This is a genomic window from Microbulbifer maximicatervae (SeqCode) (assembly GCF_052467695.1).
Genome location: NZ_CP174320.1, coordinates 5165087 through 5182235 on the forward strand (window position 1 = coordinate 5165087; position 17149 = coordinate 5182235).

Here is a 17149-nt window from a genome sequence, read left to right on the forward strand (position 1 = left end):
ACTACTCGGCAGATTCAGGCTTAGCTTCCAGCAGCCCCACCACGGCATCAGCAGCCCGCTCAGAAGCATTGCGTCTCAACTGTTGATGCATCTCGAAAAACTCGCGCTCTAAATGATCCCCAAGAAGCGGATCTTCAAAGTACTGCATCACCGCCGCGCCAAGATTCTCCGGAATAGCATCATTCTGCAAAATTTCCGGTACCAGTTCTTTTTGGGCAAGTAAATTTGGTAGCGAAACCCATGGGGTATGCAGCATCCGCGAGACGATCATAGACGTCAATCTGCCCAGCTTGTAGGTAACGACCATGGGCTTTTTAAGCAACATCGTTTCAAGGGTTGCTGTACCCGATGCAATAAGCACACAGTCTGCCGCTGAAACGGCCCGTCTCGATTGCCCCTCAAGTAAAGTGATAGGGAGTTCAGGGTAATCTTTTAGCTGCTCTTGAATCTCATCCATACGCTGCTTGTTGGCAGCGGGAATAACAAATTTAATATCCGAATGACGCTGATAGCACCATCGGGCCGTCTGCAGAAACAACGGCCCCAGCATGCGAACCTCACCTCCACGACTGCCAGGCAAAAGGGCAATTACCCGGTCGTCTTTCTCAAAGCCCAATGCTTTGCGCTCGCCGGCGACATCCACTTGCAGGGGAATTTCATCAGCCAAAGGGTGGCCAACAAAGGTCACCGGTACTTGGTTATCTCGGTAGAAATTCGCTTCAAATGGAAGCAGGGTCAACATATGGTCGACAGCCCGCGCAATCTTTTTAATTCGACCCTGCCGCCAGGCCCAAACCGAAGGACTGACATAATGGACGGTGGGTATACCCTCAGCCTTGAGTGCAGCCTCAAGAGTCAATGTAAAGTCCGGGGAATCTATACCAATAAATAGATCGGGAGGGTTATCAGTAAAGTGGCGACGGAGAGATCTGCGGATTTTCAACAGTTCTGGAAGGCGCTTCAAAGGCTCTACCAGCCCCATCACCGATAGCCGCTCCATAGGAAATAAACTTTTAGCACCCAGTTCCAGCATGCGCGGCCCGGCAATCCCCTCAAACTCTACATTGGGAAGCCGAGTTTTTAATGCGGCCATTAAACCAGAACCGAGGATATCTCCTGACGCCTCACCGACAACGATACCAATTCGTATCGGCTTATTTTTTTCTGACACGCCTATATCCCTCCTCTTGGGGAGCTGTTTATGTTGGAATTAAATGGGAGTTGCATAAAGTGCAATCGGAGCTGCACAAAACAGCTCCAAAGAGAAGTGAATTAGCGAACAATGCCGCGGGTGGAAGATTGCAAAGACTCTATCCACGGCTGAATAACTGGAGATTGTTCGCGCAACTCCATCAAGGCCTGCAGCGCTTCTTGCATAGTAAGACCGCGACGATAAACGGTCTTGTAAGCTTTATTGATCAGGGCAATATCTTCTCTAGAAAAGCCCCGTCTGCGCAGCCCTTCTGAGTTAATGGTCTTTGCTTCGGCAGGGTTTCCGGCAACCATAACATAAGCAGGGACGTCTTTACCGATAGCAGCGCCCATTCCCAGGAAAGCATGCTCTCCCACAGTACAGTTCTGGTGAACCAAACTATAACCACTCAGAATCGCCCAGTCCTTAACAACAACATGACCGGCCAAACCACAGTTATTCACCATAATAGTGTGATTACCAACAACACTATCGTGGCCAATATGGGCATAGGCCATGATCAGGTTTTCGTCACCAATAGTGGTCTCACCTCGGTCCTGAACGGTACCACGGTGGATCGTAACCCCCTCGCGAATCACGTTATTGTCGCCAATAACGAGTGTCGTCTCTTCACCGCGATACTTTTTGTCCGGGGTATCCTGCCCTACGGAAGCAAACTGGTAGATTCGGTTGTTTTTCCCCAGTTTGGTCGGCCCACTAAGCACCACATGAGAGGCAATATCACAGCCATCACCTATCTCTACGCCGGCTCCAACAATGGTGTAAGCACCAATACTCACCCCGGAACCAATTACTGCCGTAGAGTCGACAATAGCTGTAGGGTGGATACTTGTCTGCATTCTGGGATCTACTCCTCGGCATTAATCGTACTGGGTAACCTGTACCCTTAAAAACAAAGGCTACCCGGAAAATTCTGAATCCAACTCTCCAGCGAGCTTTACAGAATTACTGAACCTTTTTAACGGCACATAGAATATCAACAGAAGCTGCCAGCTCGCCATCAACACTGGCTTTACAGGCGAATTTCCAGATATTTCTGCGAACAGATACCGCTTCAGACTCGAGTTCAAGGCGATCACCTGGGATCACCTGACGCTTAAAGCGCGCCTTATCAACCCCACCGAACAGATACAGATATCCATCTTCCGGTTTTTTACCAAACGTTTTAAAGCCGAGGATTCCCGAGACCTGGGCCAGGGCTTCAACAATCATCACTCCCGGGAAAATAGGCATTTCCGGAAAGTGGCCATTAAAAACTTCTTCATTTCCAGAAATGTTTTTATAGCCTTTTATATACTTCCCTTCTTCGAGCTCTACTACACGATCCACCAACAAAAAAGGATAACGGTGCGGCAGGTACTCGCGAATTTCACGTACATCCATCATTCCAAATGCCCCCAGAAACCACTTCGGGGCGTAAAACGCCCCGAAAACAACAAAGCCAAATTAATTAATAACTAAAGTTCAATCGCTTGTCCCACTCTTTTGGGACAGTGCCTGAACCTGTTTTTCCAAATCTTTCAATCTGCGCGCCATTTGATCCAACTGACCAAAACGCACAGCATTACGACGCCAGGTAGAACTATCGGCAAAGGATAGCGCTCCAGAGTAGCTACCTTTATCCTTTATCGATTTAGTAACAAACGTGTTGCCCGACACCTGACTGCCATCTGCAATCGTTATGTGTCCGTTAATACGGCTACAGCCACCGAGAAGACAATGCTTCCCTATCTCAGCACTACCGGCAATTACGGCACACCCGGCTATGGCCGTGTAGTCACCAATCTTCACATTGTGCGCGATTTGGACCAGATTGTCGATCTTGACTCCTCGCCCAATTACCGTATCACCCAAAGCTCCACGGTCTATACAGGTATTGGCTCCAATTTCCACATCTTCGCCAATTTGCACTCCACCAAGCTGGTGAATTTTCACCCAGCTGCCTTTATTAGGCGCAAACCCGAAGCCATCGGCTCCAATAACCGTCTGGCTGTGAATAATACCGTGTGCACCGATAGAGCAGTTATGATGAAAAACAACGCCGGCATACAGGCGTGTTCCTGCACCGACTAAACTGCCCTCACCAACATAGCAGTTAGCACCAACAATCGCTCCAGGCTCCAATTTTGCGTAGGCCTCGACCACAGAGCCGGGCCCCACACTGACACCAGCACCAATCTCTGCCGTGGGGTGAACCACTGCAGAGGGGTGAATACCAATAGGTGCTTCAGGAGTTGTATCGAACAGGGCTGTTGCTTGAGCAAAGGCCAAGTAGGGGTCCGCAACACATAAAGCCGTTACCGGGCACTCTTCAACAAACTCTTCCGATACCAGCACTGCGGCAGCTTTGGTCGTTTTCAGAAAGCGTCGATAATTAGGGCTTGCGAGGAAAGCCAAGTGCTCTGCACCGGCATCCTGCAGTGTATTTAAACCCTGAACTTTTTGATTGGAATCTGAACCGGGCGCCAACCGCAAGTCGGCCCCCAGCTCTTGCGCCAACTGGGCAAGAGAAAAGCTATCTTTCATATAAGACTATCGACTTACTTGGCTGCGTTCATACGCTTAACAACAGCCTCTGTCAGGTCGACGCTGGGACTTACATAGTAGGCAGTATTGGAATCCAGCACTACGTCAAGCTTCTGCTCTTTAATCAGTGCGTCCAGGGCATCCCTAGCCTTTGGTCCCATAGAAGCCTGGATCTCTTGACCCACTTGAGCTTCCATTGCACGCAATTTTTTCACCGTTGTCTCAAAATCTGAGCGCTGGAAATTCATCTTGCGCTGGTACTCAGTCTTCTGCTCATCGGACCAGGTCACACTGTTTTTCTTGGCATCTTCAGCCATTTTTTGCAGCTCAGAACGAATTGACTCGGCACTGCTCTGCAGCTTCGAATATTCAGAGCTGGTCTTCAAGGAGTTAACCTTGGTTTTAGCTGCATCTGTGCTCATGATCGCAGCTTGTAGGTTAAGTACCGCAACCTTGGTTTGCGCCAGCGCTGCGCCGGACAAGGTCATACCTGCAAGTAATACTGCAACAATTTTTACATTCTTAAGCACGTCGGTCTCTCCAATAGATTTTATTTTAATTGCGCTGATATACGCCTAATTCATTTTATCTGACAAATTTAGAAGCTGTTACCCAGGGTGAACTGGAATGCTTCCACATCATCATCATCATTTTTCTTCAGCGGTTTGGCCAAGCTGAATGTCAGCGGACCAAACCCGGTAATCCAGGTCAAGCCAATTCCCGCAGAGACATTCATCTTACCAAAGTCCACATCGTAACAGTTGATCTGGGTATCTCCACAACTGGTATCGAAAACGTTACCCGCATCGATAAAGAAAGCTGTTTGCAAAGAACGCTGATCCTTGATAAACGGCAGTGGGAAGATAATTTCCGCACTACCCTCAACTAAAATATTACCACCGAAGGGGTCAGCATCATCTCTGTCAAATGTCACCAGATCCCCATTATCATCAACCAAGTAGCAAGTCTGCGTTATTGATTCCCCATCTGTTGCGCAGGGAGCGAGTGTAGTAGCAGTAACTCCATCTGGGTATACGTAAGGTCCTAACCCAATCGCTGGGGTGGAGCGTGGACCTAAAGTATTTCGCTCAAAGCCCCTCACAGAGCCAAAGCCACCCGCATAGAAGTTCTTGAAGAACGGCAGCTCATCAAGGTCCCCGAAACCGTCACCGTATCCCAAACGAGTACGTAAACGCAGAGTCAAACTCTTCGTTAATGGGCGGAAATACTGCCCAGTATAAACAAGCTTGTAATATTCAAGATCACTGCCTGGAACAGAAAACTCAGCAGAAAAGTTCTGAGATGCTCCTCTGGTTGCCAAAACGCCTCTATTTAAAGTTGATCGCGCATAAGATGCCGTGAGGCTTAAACTGTTAAAGGCATCTCCATAGCGATCAATAAAGCCATCTGGAGTGGGAAATAGATCATCAGTTAATGACATTGCCAAGTCTTCAGCAATACCCTCGTCCAAAGCCGTAAGAATATCATTAGCCTCAGCATCGGTAATAACACCGGTCACACCATCAATTGGCTGAGGTGTTGTGGAAATCTCCTGCACAGAGCTACTTGAAGCGGTTAATTCCAAGTGGTTGAAATTAATATTCAACCCGAGACGAGAAATTTCTGACATCGGGTAGCCAAAACTAACACCACCACCATAAGTCGTGGTGTTGTAGTCAGAGAGGTTAACCTCGGAGTAATCATTCTCTGTGTAGAAAACATTAAAGCCACGGCTCACACCATCCGGTGTGAAGTAAGGGTCGAGGTAGGAGAAGTTCACAGAAGTCTGGTAGGTGGAGGCATTCAACCCAATACCTACGGATTTACCCGTACCTAACCAGTTATTCTCTTGGATATTAGCACCCAACACCAAGCCACTGCTCTGGGCCCAACCTATAGTGCCACCGATAGAACCTGAAGGCTGCTCTTCAACGGTGTATTCAACATCAATCTGGTCAGAAGTACCCGGCACCTCACTGGTTTCCACCTCTACTTCCTTGAAGTAGCCCAGGCGTTCAAGGCGGACTTTAGACTGTTCTATACGGGCAGAGGAAGCAGAAGCTGATTCCATCTGACGCATCTCGCGGCGCAAAACCTCATCTGTGGTGCGAGTATTACCTCGGAAATTAATTCGACGAACGTAAGCCCGCTTGCCAGGGTTGATAAAGAAGGTAATTTTTACCGTTTTCTCTTCTTTATTGGGCTCGGGGATACCATTAACCTCAGCAAAGGTATAGCCCTCATTCCCCAGACGCTTGGTAATGTAATCCGAGGTTGTTGTCATGCGAACTTGGGAAAAGGTCTGCCCTTCCCGCACCAGTAGCAAGCGCTTAACCTCTTCCTCTGGAACTACAGGGTCACCCGCCAGATCCACTTCACTAATGGTGTAAACATCGCCCTCAAACACATTGACGGTGATAAATACACTCTCTTTATCAGGACTCAGGGAAACCTGGGTGGAGTCAATTTTAAAATCCAGGTACCCACGATCCAGGTAATAGGATTCGAGACGCTCTAGGTCGCCGGTCAATTTCTCTCGGGAATACTTGTCATCACTGCGCAGCCACGACAACCAACCGGTAGTTTGCAGCTCGAAAATCTCCCCAAGCTCTTCATCGGAAAACGCTTTGTTACCGACAATATTGATGTGCTTAATAGCGGCCACTGAGCCTTCATCGACAATTACGCGAAGCTCAACCTGGTTGCGTGGCAACTCTTTTACTTCAGTTTTAACACTGGCGTCATAGCGTCCCTGGGCAACATATTGGCGCTGTAGCTCCTGGGCCAGCCCCTCAAGGGTAGCGCGCTTGAAGATCTGCCCCTCTGAAAGGCCATTCTCCTGCATGCCTTTCAACAAGTCTTCTGTTGCAATCGCCTTGTTACCCGTAATTTCAATCTTGGAAATTGCAGGTCTCTCGCGCACAGTGATAACCAGGACACCATTCTCCTGGCCGATTTGAATATCCTCAAAGTAACCAGTGCGAAACAGTGCCCGTGTGGCACTCTGAATTTCCAGTGTCTCCACCTCATCCCCTACTCGCACAGGGAGAGCTGAGAATACGGTACCGGCAGAGACACGCTGCAGCCCTTCCACACGGATGTCATCAACTACAAATGACTGTGCTAAAGCACTGAGAGGCAGTGCCAGGCTAAGAGAAGCCGCTTTCAGGAAATGTTTCATCTACTAATTCCAGGTGTTTTTATTCGCAATCCAGGAGTTACAGCGCCAACTAGCGCCCCGCTCCCCCAGAATCAGAGGGTTGCCCCTCTACCATGTAATCAACATCGGGCCGGTCTGAGGTGCCGGACACCTTAGTTGTTTCAACTTTCACTACCTTCAAGTATCCAAGGCGTTCAAGACGCACTTTGGATTGCTCTATACGCGCAGAGGAAGCCAAAGCTGACTCCATCTGGCGCAGTTCACGCCGCAAGACTTCATCTGCGGTGCGAGTGTTCCCGCGAAAACTAATACGTCGCACATAAGTGCGCTTTCCCGGATCAACAAAGAAGGTAATTTTTACTGTACTTTCTTCTTCATTGGCCTCAGGAATGCCATTCACTTCGGCAAAAGCGTAACCTTTGTTGCCCAAGCGTTTAGCAATATAGTCTGAAGTGGTCGTCACCCTCGCTTGGGAGAACCGCTGACCTTCTCGCACCAATAGCATGCGGTTGATTTCCTCCTCCGCTACTATCGGGTTTCCAGCAATTTCCACCTCACTAACCGTGTAAACACCACCCTCAACCACGTTAATGGTAATGAATACACTCTTCTTGTCCGGCCCTAGAGATACCTGAGTCGAATCAATCTGGAAATCAAGATATCCACGATCCAGGTAATAGGACTTTAAGCGCTCCAAATCACCAGTGAGCTTCTCACTAGAATACTTATCATCACTGCGCAACCAAGAGAGCCAGCCAGTAGTTTTAAGCTCAAAAATCTCTTCCAGCTCTTTATCAGAAAAGGCACGATTTCCTACGACATTAATATGATTAATCGCAGCAACAGCCCCTTCATCGACAGCAACCCGCAGTTCAACCTGGTTGCGTGGCAGCTCCTTGAGCTCCGCTTTAACACTGGCGCCATATCGACCCTGCGCCACGTACTGGCGTTCAAACTCCTGGGTCAACCCCCTGAGGGTCGAACGCTTTAGGATCTGGCCTTCGGCGAGACCGTATTCCTTCATCGCCTTCAGTAGATCCTCAGTGGCAATCGCCTTGTTCCCTGATATATCTATCTTTGATATAGCCGGCCGTTCTCTCACGGTAATAACAAGAACGCTGTTTTCGTGGCCAATCTGAATATCTTCAAAAAAACCTGTACGGAACAATACTCGGGTTGCATCCTGAATCTCGCCAGGCTCAACTTCGTCGCCTACCCGAATAGGAAGCGCTGAAAAAACTGTACCTGCAGAAACCCGCTGTAACCCGTCTACTCGGATATCGCTGAGAACGAACGACTGTGCCAAAGCGCTGAGAGGCAGCACCAGGCCCAGAAAGATCGCTTTCAGCAAATACTTCATACCGCTTCCGAGTCGCTTTTACTCACAACAAAATCGTGCCAAGACAAAACGTCTCACACGTATAAAAATCTCACTCACATTATCAGCCTGGAAAAAAGTTAATCCAGGGCACTACAAACGTAAAATATCGTTGTACAGAGCTAGTCCCATAATGCAGAGCACCAGGGCCATGCCCACTTGTAAACCAATCACCTGCACCCTCTCTGAAACAGGGGACCCCTTGATCGCCTCAATACCGTAGTAAAGGAGGTGACCACCATCGAGTACCGGGATAGGCAACAGATTGAGTACACCAAGACTAATACTGAGTAACGCCAGCAATGACAGGAATGACTGCCATCCCGCTTCCGCGGAAGTACCCGCCACTTTAGCAATGGTAATGGGGCCACTCAAGTTTTTGGTCGAAAGTTGACCAAATAATAGTTTCTTCAAGCTATTCAGGGTAAAGACTGTTTTATCCCAGGTCTCCTGCAAGCCCTTTACTAAAGCGCCGCTCACCCCATAGTGGTAAATCCGTACTCGATCATCCGGCCAAGTCTCTGATACCGGCTGCACTCCGACCTGCCCTATGGTTTCACCACTATCCAGCTTGATCTCCGCCGGTGTTACGGACACCGTCAGCGGTTCGCCTCCACGCTCGACAGTGATATCCATTGGAACACCAGCGCGGGCTCTCACATAATCGGTCCAGCTTTGAAAAGATGAAAAGTCACGGCCATCGGTCGAGACAATCTTGTCTCCAGCCTTGAGTCCAGCTGAGGCTGCCGGACTCCCCTCCACTACATTATGAAGAGTCATACTCACCGGTGGAGTCCAGAGCTGCAGTCCAATCTCCCCGAGCGGATCGGGAACTTCACGGCCGGCAAGCCAGCGATTGATATCCGCCACCATATGGTATTCGAGGTTGGAATCCGGATAGCGCACAGAGAATTCTATGGTGCCACTATCACCCAGGCGGTTTGCCAGGCGCCAATTGAGGGCCTGCCAAGTGGGGGTAGCCTCACCATCAACAGCAACAATTTCCTGCCCGGACTCAAGGCCTGCCGACGCAGCAATACTCCCGGGCTCAACGGATTTCACAATAGGAACCGGGCCCGCTGTTCCACCGAGGAACACCGCCCAGAAAAAGACTACCGCCAAAAGAAAGTTAGCGGCAGGGCCGGCAGCGGCAATCGCCATCCTCGCCCATACGCTCTTGCGGTTAAACGCCTGATCCAGCTCTTCAGCCGCTACAGGCCCCTCGCGCTCATCGAGCATTTTTACGTAACCACCGAGGGGGATAGCGGAAATAGTGAATTCGGTACCGTGGCGATCATAGCGGGAGATCAACCGGCGGCCGAACCCCACAGAAAAGCGCAGCACCTTAACACCACACAGACGTGCTACAAGAAAGTGCCCAAACTCGTGGAAAGATACCAGTACACCGAGAGCCACCAAGGCCCAGATTACCGTCTGAATTAGATCCATACTCAGCTACAACTTCTTGTCATACGCAATTTAGCGGCCATTATACGCCGGGCAATGTGTTTAGAGGGCGGCAAGCGCCTGCTTGGCCAGTTCTCGCGCATTGAAATCAATGGCTTCGACTGCCTCGAGTCCCGACAGTTCAACAACGGGAGCCCTATTCATCACTTTTTCTATCACCAATGCAATATCAGTAAATGCTAGACGCCCCTCCAGGAAGGCTTCTACTGCAATTTCATTCGCTGCATTTAAGACTGTTGGAGCACTTTTTCCCTCATTAACAGCCTCTCGCGCCAAACGCAGACAAGGAAAACGATTAAAATCCGGGGCCTCAAAATCCAGCCTGCCTTGCGCAATCAGATCCAAAGCTGGTACCCCTGCATCAATGCGCAGGGGAAAAGCCAGGGCATGGGCGATAGGCGTGCGCATATCCGGATTACCCATCTGCGCCAGTAAAGAGCCATCCCGATACTGTACCATTGAGTGAATAATACTCTGGGGGTGCACGACTATCTCAATCTGCTCAGGGCGCGCATTAAACAAATAGCACGCTTCTATAAATTCGAGCCCTTTATTCATCATTGTGGCGGAGTCAACAGAAATCTTCCGGCCCATCGACCAATTGGGGTGTGCACAAGCTTCATCCGGCGTCACCGCCCCCAACTCATTCGCAGCCCGTGTGCGAAATGGCCCGCCCGAACCCGTAAGCAGTATTTTTTCCACGCCCGCAGCTTCGAGATCCTCACAGGGGAATGGCAAACATTGAAAGATTGCATTGTGCTCACTATCAATCGGCAACAGTTGCGCACCACTCTTATTCAAGGCCCTCTGAAATATTGGGCCCGCCATAACAAGCGCTTCTTTGTTCGCCAGTAACACTTTCTTGCCCGCGTCTACTGCCGCCAAGGTTGGGCGCAATCCCGCAGCTCCCACGATCGCCGCCATGACTGTATCGACCTGAGTATCGGAGGCAACACGACACAAGCCTTCCACCCCACTTAGGACTTCCGTATCCACTTCATCGCCAAGCAGTACTCGCAACTCTTCAGCTCGCGCCTCATCGACAACAACAGCATATTGAGGCTTAAACCGCCGACACTGCTGAGCAAGGTCGGCAACCCTTTCACGGGCGGTAAGGGCAAAAACAGAATATTTTTCCGGGTGTCGCGCCAACACATCCAGGGTGCTCACGCCGATCGAACCAGTGGAGCCGAGAACGGTAATTTGTTGCGGGGGAATTACTTGCATAGGCCCTTTTCGTACCTCTGGTAGCAATATTGCTGCCACCAAACAATTGCACGCCCAGCATTAAGCTGGGCGCTAGCGAATAAAACACAAAACTGGAGCGGAAACGCCTCTACAAGTATTTCGGCAGCTCGCTCGCTAGTGCGGCCATTGTAAACACTGGAAGAGCCGCGGAAAGGCTATCTATCCGATCGAGGATGCCACCGTGCCCCGGTAACATATGACTACTATCCTTAATCCCTCTGTGCCTCTTAAACATGCTCTCCACCAGGTCCCCAATAACTGAAGCCAGTGCAGTAACCAAGACACCAAAAGTGAACAAGACAGTATTTTTCAGTGGAAGCTCAAATAGGTAGGAAGTTACGAGGGCCAAAATCAAGCAAGCACCCAAACCACCGAAAAAGCCCTCCCAGGACTTGCCCGGACTAACTTCTCTAGCCAACTTCCGCTTACCAAACTTGCGGCCGACAAAATAAGCACCGACATCCGCCGCTGCAACGATCGCCACCACATAAAGAACCAGCCAGGCGCCGTGATCCAAGCCCCGCAAAACTACCAGTGACAACCAGGTTGGAACTAACACAACAAGGCCTATCAGGCCGCGTACCCACCGGTTGCCCCACAGAGCAGCACTGGACGGGTAGCTCTGCACCCACAAGAAAGCGAGCGCCCACCAACCACAGGCCACGGCCAGAATCTGGCGGCCGCGATCGATATCTGGATCATCAAAATTCATTGAAAAGACGTATTGAGCCGTGACCATTAGGGTTAACCCCAATGCGGCCAAAAAAACGAAGCGCAAGGCTCGATTCAAATTCGAGAGGTTGGCCCACTCCCAGCCCGCCAGCAAGATAACCGCCACAAATATCAGTGAAAACCACTGCATTGGAAGTAAAAACAATACCCCCATAAACAGTGCCAATAGCACCAAAGCAGTAATTATTCTTTGTTTTAGCACCGCAAACCCCTTTGTTAGTAACTTGACCACTCTGTCTGGATACTCTGTACAGATCAAGAGCGTGTCGGCAAAGATTTCCAACCAATTTGTATAGCAAGCCTGGCGCCGCAGACTTGCCCGGATCACGCCTGAGCGATCGCGTCATCCCCCTCCGCGCGACCGCCGAAGCGGCGATCACGTAACTCATATTCTGCGATAGCCTTATCCAGTTCGGCTTCGTCAAAGTCGGGCCAAAGCGTATCAGTAAAATAGAATTCACTGTAAGCGGCCTGCCAGAGGATAAAGTTGCTAATACGCTGCTCACCGCTGGAGCGGATCAAAAGGTCTACCGGCGGTAGACCTTGAAGTTGTACGTATTCGCCAAGTCCATCCTCAGTAATCGACTCTGGGGAGCGCGTGCCATCGGCAACCTCTTGAGCCAATCTGCGGGCCGCCTGGGCAATATCCCAGCGCCCGCCGTAATCAGCCGCAATTATCAAGTCGCCCTCAGTCCCTGCGCGGGTGATATCTTCCGCTTCGGCTATAGCGCGCTGCAAGCGAGGAGAGAATCGGTCCCGTCGACCAATAACTCTCAGGCGAACCCCCTCCTCCCGCATCCGCCGGGCCTCTTTGCGCAAATAGGAGTTAAACAGGCTCATCAGCAGCTCGACCTCCTTCGGGGGGCGCTGCCAATTCTCGCTGGAGAAGGCGAACAGAGTAAGCGCTTTTACACCGCGGGCTTTACAAGCTGAAAGCAGGTCGCGGATACGCTCGACACCGGCCTTGTGGCCGGCTGAAGGGGAAAGGCCCTTGCGGGCAGCCCAGCGCCCATTGCCATCCATAATAATGGCGATGTGACGTGGGCCGGGAGCATGTAGCTCGGTACCACCGATGCTCATTAAATTTCCATCAGATCTTTTTCTTTCGCTGCCAATGCTTTATCCACATCAGCGACAAACTGATCGGTAATTTTTTGAATGTCGTCACTTGCGCGGCGCTCATCGTCCTCAGAAATTTCCTTATCCTTGACCAGTGACTTCACGTCCGCCAGCGCATCGCGACGAATATTGCGAATGGAAACCCGCGCGGTCTCTGCCTCACTTTTTGCCTGACGAGTGAAGTTCTTACGGGTCTCTTCGGTCAGCATAGGCATTGGAATACGGATAACCGCACCAGCTGTGCTGGGGTTGAGGCCCAAATCGGACTTCATAATGGCCTTTTCGATATCCGGGACCAGGTTTTTCTCCCAGGGAGTTACGGAGAGAGTGCGCGCATCCTCAACAGTAACATTGGCAACCTGAGATAACGGAGTATCAGAACCGTAATAGGAGACGTGGATGCCATCGAGAATACTCGGGTGTGCACGGCCGGTGCGAATCTTGTTGAAATTTCCAGCCAGGGCATCAAGTGCCTTACCCATACGAGCTTTCGCGTCTGTTTTTATATCTTCAATCACGATTTCACTTCCTCTTCAATTAAGGTGCCTTCCACGCCGCCAACCACAATATTTAACAGCGCCCCGCTTTTATCCATGCGGAATACACGTACAGGCATATTGTGCTCGCGACACAGGCAGATAGCGGTCAAATCCATCACGCCGAGCTTCTTGTCGAGAACCTCATCGTAAGTCAACTGGTCATAGCGAGTTGCTGTCGGGTCGAGTTTGGGATCAGCAGAGTAGACGCCATCGACCTTGGTGGCCTTCAAAACCAATTCGGCTTCAATTTCGATACCGCGCAGACAAGCTGCAGAATCAGTGGTAAAGAAAGGGTTGCCGGTACCGGCAGCAAAAATCAGAACTTCGCCACGCTCCAGGTAGCGAATAGCCGCGCGGCGATCGTAGTGATCGACAATACCGCTCATTTGAATCGAGGACATCACTCTCGAGGAGATGTCAGATCTTTCCAGGGCATCGCGCAGTGCCAGGGCGTTCATTACCGTGGCCAGCATTCCCATGTGATCACCGGTCACACGGTCGAGGCCTGCAGCACTCAGCGCAGCCCCACGGAACAGGTTGCCGCCGCCAACAACCAGGCCCACCTGGACCCCGATACCAACCAGCTGCCCAATTTCCAGGGCCATTTTGTCCAGCACCTTGGGACTGATACCGAAACCCTGATCACCCATCAGCTCTTCGCCGCTGAGCTTTAACAAAATTCTCTTATACTTGCGGTCTTTAATACCGGGCATTCGTTAGTCCCCTTCAATGTACCTGTTAGTGGCCAGGCCTTGCCGCTGAACATTACAACAATTTCAGTCATTTACACAGAGGGGTGCTCCACTGCAGGTAAGAAACCCCAGCGGAAGCACCCCACTGCGATTGAGTGCCCGAGGGCACCCAATAATATGCGATTAAGAAGAGGACTTAACCTGGGCCGCAACTTCCGCTGCGAAATCCACCTCTTCCTTCTCGATACCTTCACCCACTTCGTAGCGAACAAAGGAAACCACATCGGCACCAGCATCTTTAACCAGTTTGCCAATGCTTACGTCCGGGTTCTTAACAAAAGGCTGCTCTACCAAGCTGTTCTCTTTCAGGAACTTCTTGATGCGGCCACCCATCATTTTCTCTACGATTTCAGCCGGCTTGCCTTCCATATCCGGCTGAGCCTTGATGATGTCCTTTTCTTTTTCCAGGACGTCAGCAGGCATATCTTCCGGCTTGTTCACCTGCGGGTTAACCGCAGTCACGTGCATGGCAACATCTTTAGCCAGCTCGGTCTCTCCACCGCTCAGAGCTACCAGGGCAGCGATGCGGTTGTTGGAGTGAACGTAAGCACCTACAACTGGGGCTTCAACCAGCTCGATACGACGCACGCCGATGTTCTCACCGATTTTCTGAACCAGTGCTTCACGAGCAGTTTCCAGCTCGCCTTCCATCAGGGCAGCTACGTCTTGCTGGCGATCGGCAAATGCCTTCTCCACAACCTTGGCAACAAACGCCTGGAAGTTTTCATCGCGAGCAACGAAGTCAGTCTCGGAGTTCACTTCAACCAGTACGCCGTAGCTGCCGTCTTCTGCAACTTTAGCGGCAACAACGCCGTCAGCAGCGGTGCGGCCAGCTTTCTTAGCGGCCTTCAGGCCGGAGGCTTTGCGCAGGTCTTCAATCGCCTTTTCGATCTCGCCATCAGCAGCCGTCAGAGCTTTCTTACACTCCATCATCGGCAGGCCGGTGCGCTCGCGCAGTTCTTTTACCATAGACGCGGTAATCGCCATGATTCAATCCTCGGGGTTCTGTCACTAAAAATTAGAAAAAAGGGGCCGTAATTCGGGCCCCTTTTTGAGTTCGCAGTGTAAAACGACTGTGTTACACCACTTAGCCCTGCAAATTACTCTGCAGCGGCTTCGTCATCGTTAGCTTCGACGTACTCGTCCTTCGCAACGGTGTTACCAGCTTCTGCAGCGCCAGCAAGTACTGCGTCGGCTACAGCTGTGGTGTACAGCTTGATTGCGCGGATAGCGTCGTCGTTACCGGGGATCACGTAATCAACACCAGCGGGATCGCTGTTGGTGTCGACAACACCGATTACGGGGATACCCAGCTTGTTAGCTTCCTGGATAGCGATGCGCTCATGCTCAACGTCGATTACGAAGATCGCGTCAGGCAGGCCACCCATATCCTTGATACCACCGATGGAGCGCTCAAGCTTATCCATGGCACGGGTACGCATCAGAGCTTCTTTCTTGGTCAGCTTCTCGAAAGTACCGTCCTGAGACTGGGCTTCCAGCTCACGGAAACGCTTGATGGAAGCGCGGATGGTTTTGTAGTTGGTGAGCATACCACCCAGCCAGCGGTTGCTGACGTAAGGCTGGCCACAACGCTCTGCCTGCTCTTTGATAGACTTCTGTGCAGCACGCTTGGTGCCAACAAACATAATCTTTTTCTTTTGAGCAGTCATGCCCTTGATGATCTGCAGGGCTTCGTTGAAAGCCGGTACAGTGTGCTCAAGGTTGATGATGTGAATCTTGTTGCGGGCACCAAAGATGAATTGACCCATCTTCGGGTTCCAGTAGCGGGTCTGGTGACCAAAGTGAACACCAGCCTGCAGCATATCGCGCATACTTACTTGCGGCATAATAAACCTCTATATATACGGGTTAGTCCTCCACGTATCCCATGCGTCAACCCCTTTCAGGGCACCCAGACACATGTGTCGATGCGTGTGCGGCTTTTACTCGCCCAGGGAGTATCCCCAGGCGGCGCGCTTTATACCACAAGTGCACCCCATAGTGAAGAATTGGCGCCGATTTCGCGCAAATGATCACGCCTCAATGCTATTGGCGGGACGCCTGAGCCATCCTTGCGCCAATAGCGGCAAAATGTGTCCTACAGCCAGCAATCCGCTACAATAGCCCGCCTCTTGGGCGCTACCCGCCCCAACCCAGAAACAAAGGATACGCATGACCTCAGCCATTAAGACCCCAGAACAAATCGCCAAGATGCGCACCGCAGGCCGCCTCGCCGCAGAGGTGCTGGAAATGATTGGCGAGTATGTCGTTCCAGGAGTCACAACCGAAGAACTGGATCGACGCTGCCACGAACACATCGTGAAGGTACAGAAAGCGATCCCGGCCTGCCTCGGTTATCGCGGCTTCCCAAAGTCTATTTGCACCTCCGTTAACGAAGTGGTCTGTCACGGCATCCCCTCCGAGAGCAAAATTCTCAAAAAGGGCGACATCATCAATATCGATGTGACTGTTATCAAAGATGGCTGGTACGGTGACACCAGCAAGATGTTCTTTGCCGGCAAGCCCGCCGCCCACGCTGAACGCCTGGTACAAATCACCCAGGAGTGCATGTACAAGGCCATCGAAATTGTCCGCCCCGGCACTACCCTCGGCGATATTGGCCACGTCATCCAACAGCACGCTGAGAAAAACTATTACTCAGTGGTACGCGACTTCTGCGGACACGGCATCGGCGACGTCTTCCATGAAGACCCACAAATTCTTCACTACGGCCAACCGGGAACTGGGGAAGTACTCAAAGAGGGCATGACCTTCACCATTGAACCCATGATTAACGCAGGCAAAGCGGCCACGCGAGTGTTGGGAGATGGCTGGACTGCGGTAACCAAGGACCGCCGCCTCTCCGCTCAATGGGAACACACCATGGCAGTGACTAGCGACGGCGTAGAAGTGCTCACAGCACGCAGCGAGGAGAACTTCTAAAGCCGTACTGACGGGCCGCGAGGAATAAGTGCATTACTCGCGGCACTACAGTAGCGGATCTCCGCAAACCGA

General features: G+C 51.2%; 15 protein-coding genes and 1 pseudogene. 1 reads left to right on the plus strand and 15 read right to left on the minus strand.

Translation table 11 applies throughout. The features are described 5' to 3' along the window. Position 1 precedes the first annotated feature (1 nt). From lpxB to rpsB, 15 genes and pseudogenes are all read right to left on the minus strand, one after another. Complete coding sequence (gene lpxB / locus ACJJI8_RS22720; protein ID WP_444933824.1) at positions 2-1171, minus strand: lipid-A-disaccharide synthase; 1170 nt, start codon at positions 1169-1171, stop codon at positions 2-4. Between the two features lie 101 nt (positions 1172-1272). After that, positions 1273-2052, minus strand: a complete 780-nt coding sequence (gene lpxA / locus ACJJI8_RS22725; RefSeq protein ID WP_444896539.1) for an acyl-ACP--UDP-N-acetylglucosamine O-acyltransferase — start codon at positions 2050-2052, stop codon at positions 1273-1275. Positions 2053-2158: 106 nt separating this feature from the next. Next, positions 2159-2599: a 3-hydroxyacyl-ACP dehydratase FabZ gene (gene fabZ, locus ACJJI8_RS22730; RefSeq protein ID WP_108734005.1), complete on the minus strand. Its 441-nt coding sequence runs from the start codon at positions 2597-2599 to the stop codon at positions 2159-2161. Between the two features lie 78 nt (positions 2600-2677). Continuing rightward, positions 2678-3739, minus strand: a complete 1062-nt coding sequence (lpxD, locus tag ACJJI8_RS22735) for a UDP-3-O-(3-hydroxymyristoyl)glucosamine N-acyltransferase (protein WP_444933825.1) — start codon at positions 3737-3739, stop codon at positions 2678-2680. 14 nt (positions 3740-3753) lie between these two features. Then, complete coding sequence (locus tag ACJJI8_RS22740; protein ID WP_413662813.1) at positions 3754-4269, minus strand: OmpH/Skp family outer membrane protein; 516 nt, start codon at positions 4267-4269, stop codon at positions 3754-3756. A 68-nt stretch (positions 4270-4337) separates the two neighbouring features. Further along, positions 4338-6920 carry an outer membrane protein assembly factor BamA gene (gene bamA / locus ACJJI8_RS22745; protein WP_444933826.1) on the minus strand — a complete coding sequence of 861 codons (2583 nt, stop codon included), beginning with the start codon at positions 6918-6920 and terminating at the stop codon, positions 4338-4340. A gap of 61 nt (positions 6921-6981) precedes the next feature. Beyond that, positions 6982-8259, minus strand: a pseudogene (gene bamA / locus ACJJI8_RS22750) (outer membrane protein assembly factor BamA); the annotation flags it as partial. 111 nt (positions 8260-8370) lie between these two features. Then, complete coding sequence (gene rseP, locus ACJJI8_RS22755; protein WP_444933827.1) at positions 8371-9726, minus strand: RIP metalloprotease RseP; 1356 nt, start codon at positions 9724-9726, stop codon at positions 8371-8373. Between the two features lie 60 nt (positions 9727-9786). Continuing rightward, entirely contained in the window at positions 9787-10971 is a 1185-nt protein-coding gene (ispC, locus tag ACJJI8_RS22760) for a 1-deoxy-D-xylulose-5-phosphate reductoisomerase (RefSeq protein WP_444933828.1), read from the minus strand. A gap of 109 nt (positions 10972-11080) precedes the next feature. Further along, positions 11081-11926 carry a phosphatidate cytidylyltransferase gene (locus ACJJI8_RS22765; RefSeq protein ID WP_413662816.1) on the minus strand — a complete coding sequence of 282 codons (846 nt, stop codon included), beginning with the start codon at positions 11924-11926 and terminating at the stop codon, positions 11081-11083. Between the two features lie 122 nt (positions 11927-12048). Next, on the minus strand, positions 12049-12804 hold the full coding sequence (gene uppS / locus ACJJI8_RS22770) for a polyprenyl diphosphate synthase (protein ID WP_444933829.1): 756 nt from the start codon (positions 12802-12804) through the stop codon (positions 12049-12051). Beyond that, positions 12804-13361: a ribosome recycling factor gene (gene frr, locus ACJJI8_RS22775; RefSeq protein ID WP_282933674.1), complete on the minus strand. Its 558-nt coding sequence runs from the start codon at positions 13359-13361 to the stop codon at positions 12804-12806. The genes uppS and frr overlap by 1 nt, the downstream gene beginning before the upstream one ends. Next, positions 13358-14095 (minus strand): UMP kinase, encoded by a 738-nt coding sequence (gene pyrH / locus ACJJI8_RS22780; protein WP_282933675.1) that lies wholly within the window; start codon positions 14093-14095, stop codon positions 13358-13360. The genes frr and pyrH overlap by 4 nt, the downstream gene beginning before the upstream one ends. 162 nt (positions 14096-14257) lie before the next feature. Beyond that, the gene (gene tsf / locus ACJJI8_RS22785) at positions 14258-15121 is read right to left on the minus strand and encodes a translation elongation factor Ts (protein ID WP_444933830.1); all 864 of its coding nucleotides are present in this window, start codon (positions 15119-15121) and stop codon (positions 14258-14260) included. Positions 15122-15234: 113 nt separating this feature from the next. After that, on the minus strand, positions 15235-15981 hold the full coding sequence (gene rpsB / locus ACJJI8_RS22790; RefSeq protein WP_282933677.1) for a 30S ribosomal protein S2: 747 nt from the start codon (positions 15979-15981) through the stop codon (positions 15235-15237). 325 nt (positions 15982-16306) lie between these two features. Here rpsB and map point away from each other — a divergent pair, with 325 nt between their 5' ends. Further along, on the plus strand, positions 16307-17077 hold the full coding sequence (gene map, locus ACJJI8_RS22795; RefSeq protein ID WP_282933678.1) for a type I methionyl aminopeptidase: 771 nt from the start codon (positions 16307-16309) through the stop codon (positions 17075-17077). The last annotated feature ends 72 nt before the right edge of the window (positions 17078-17149 follow it).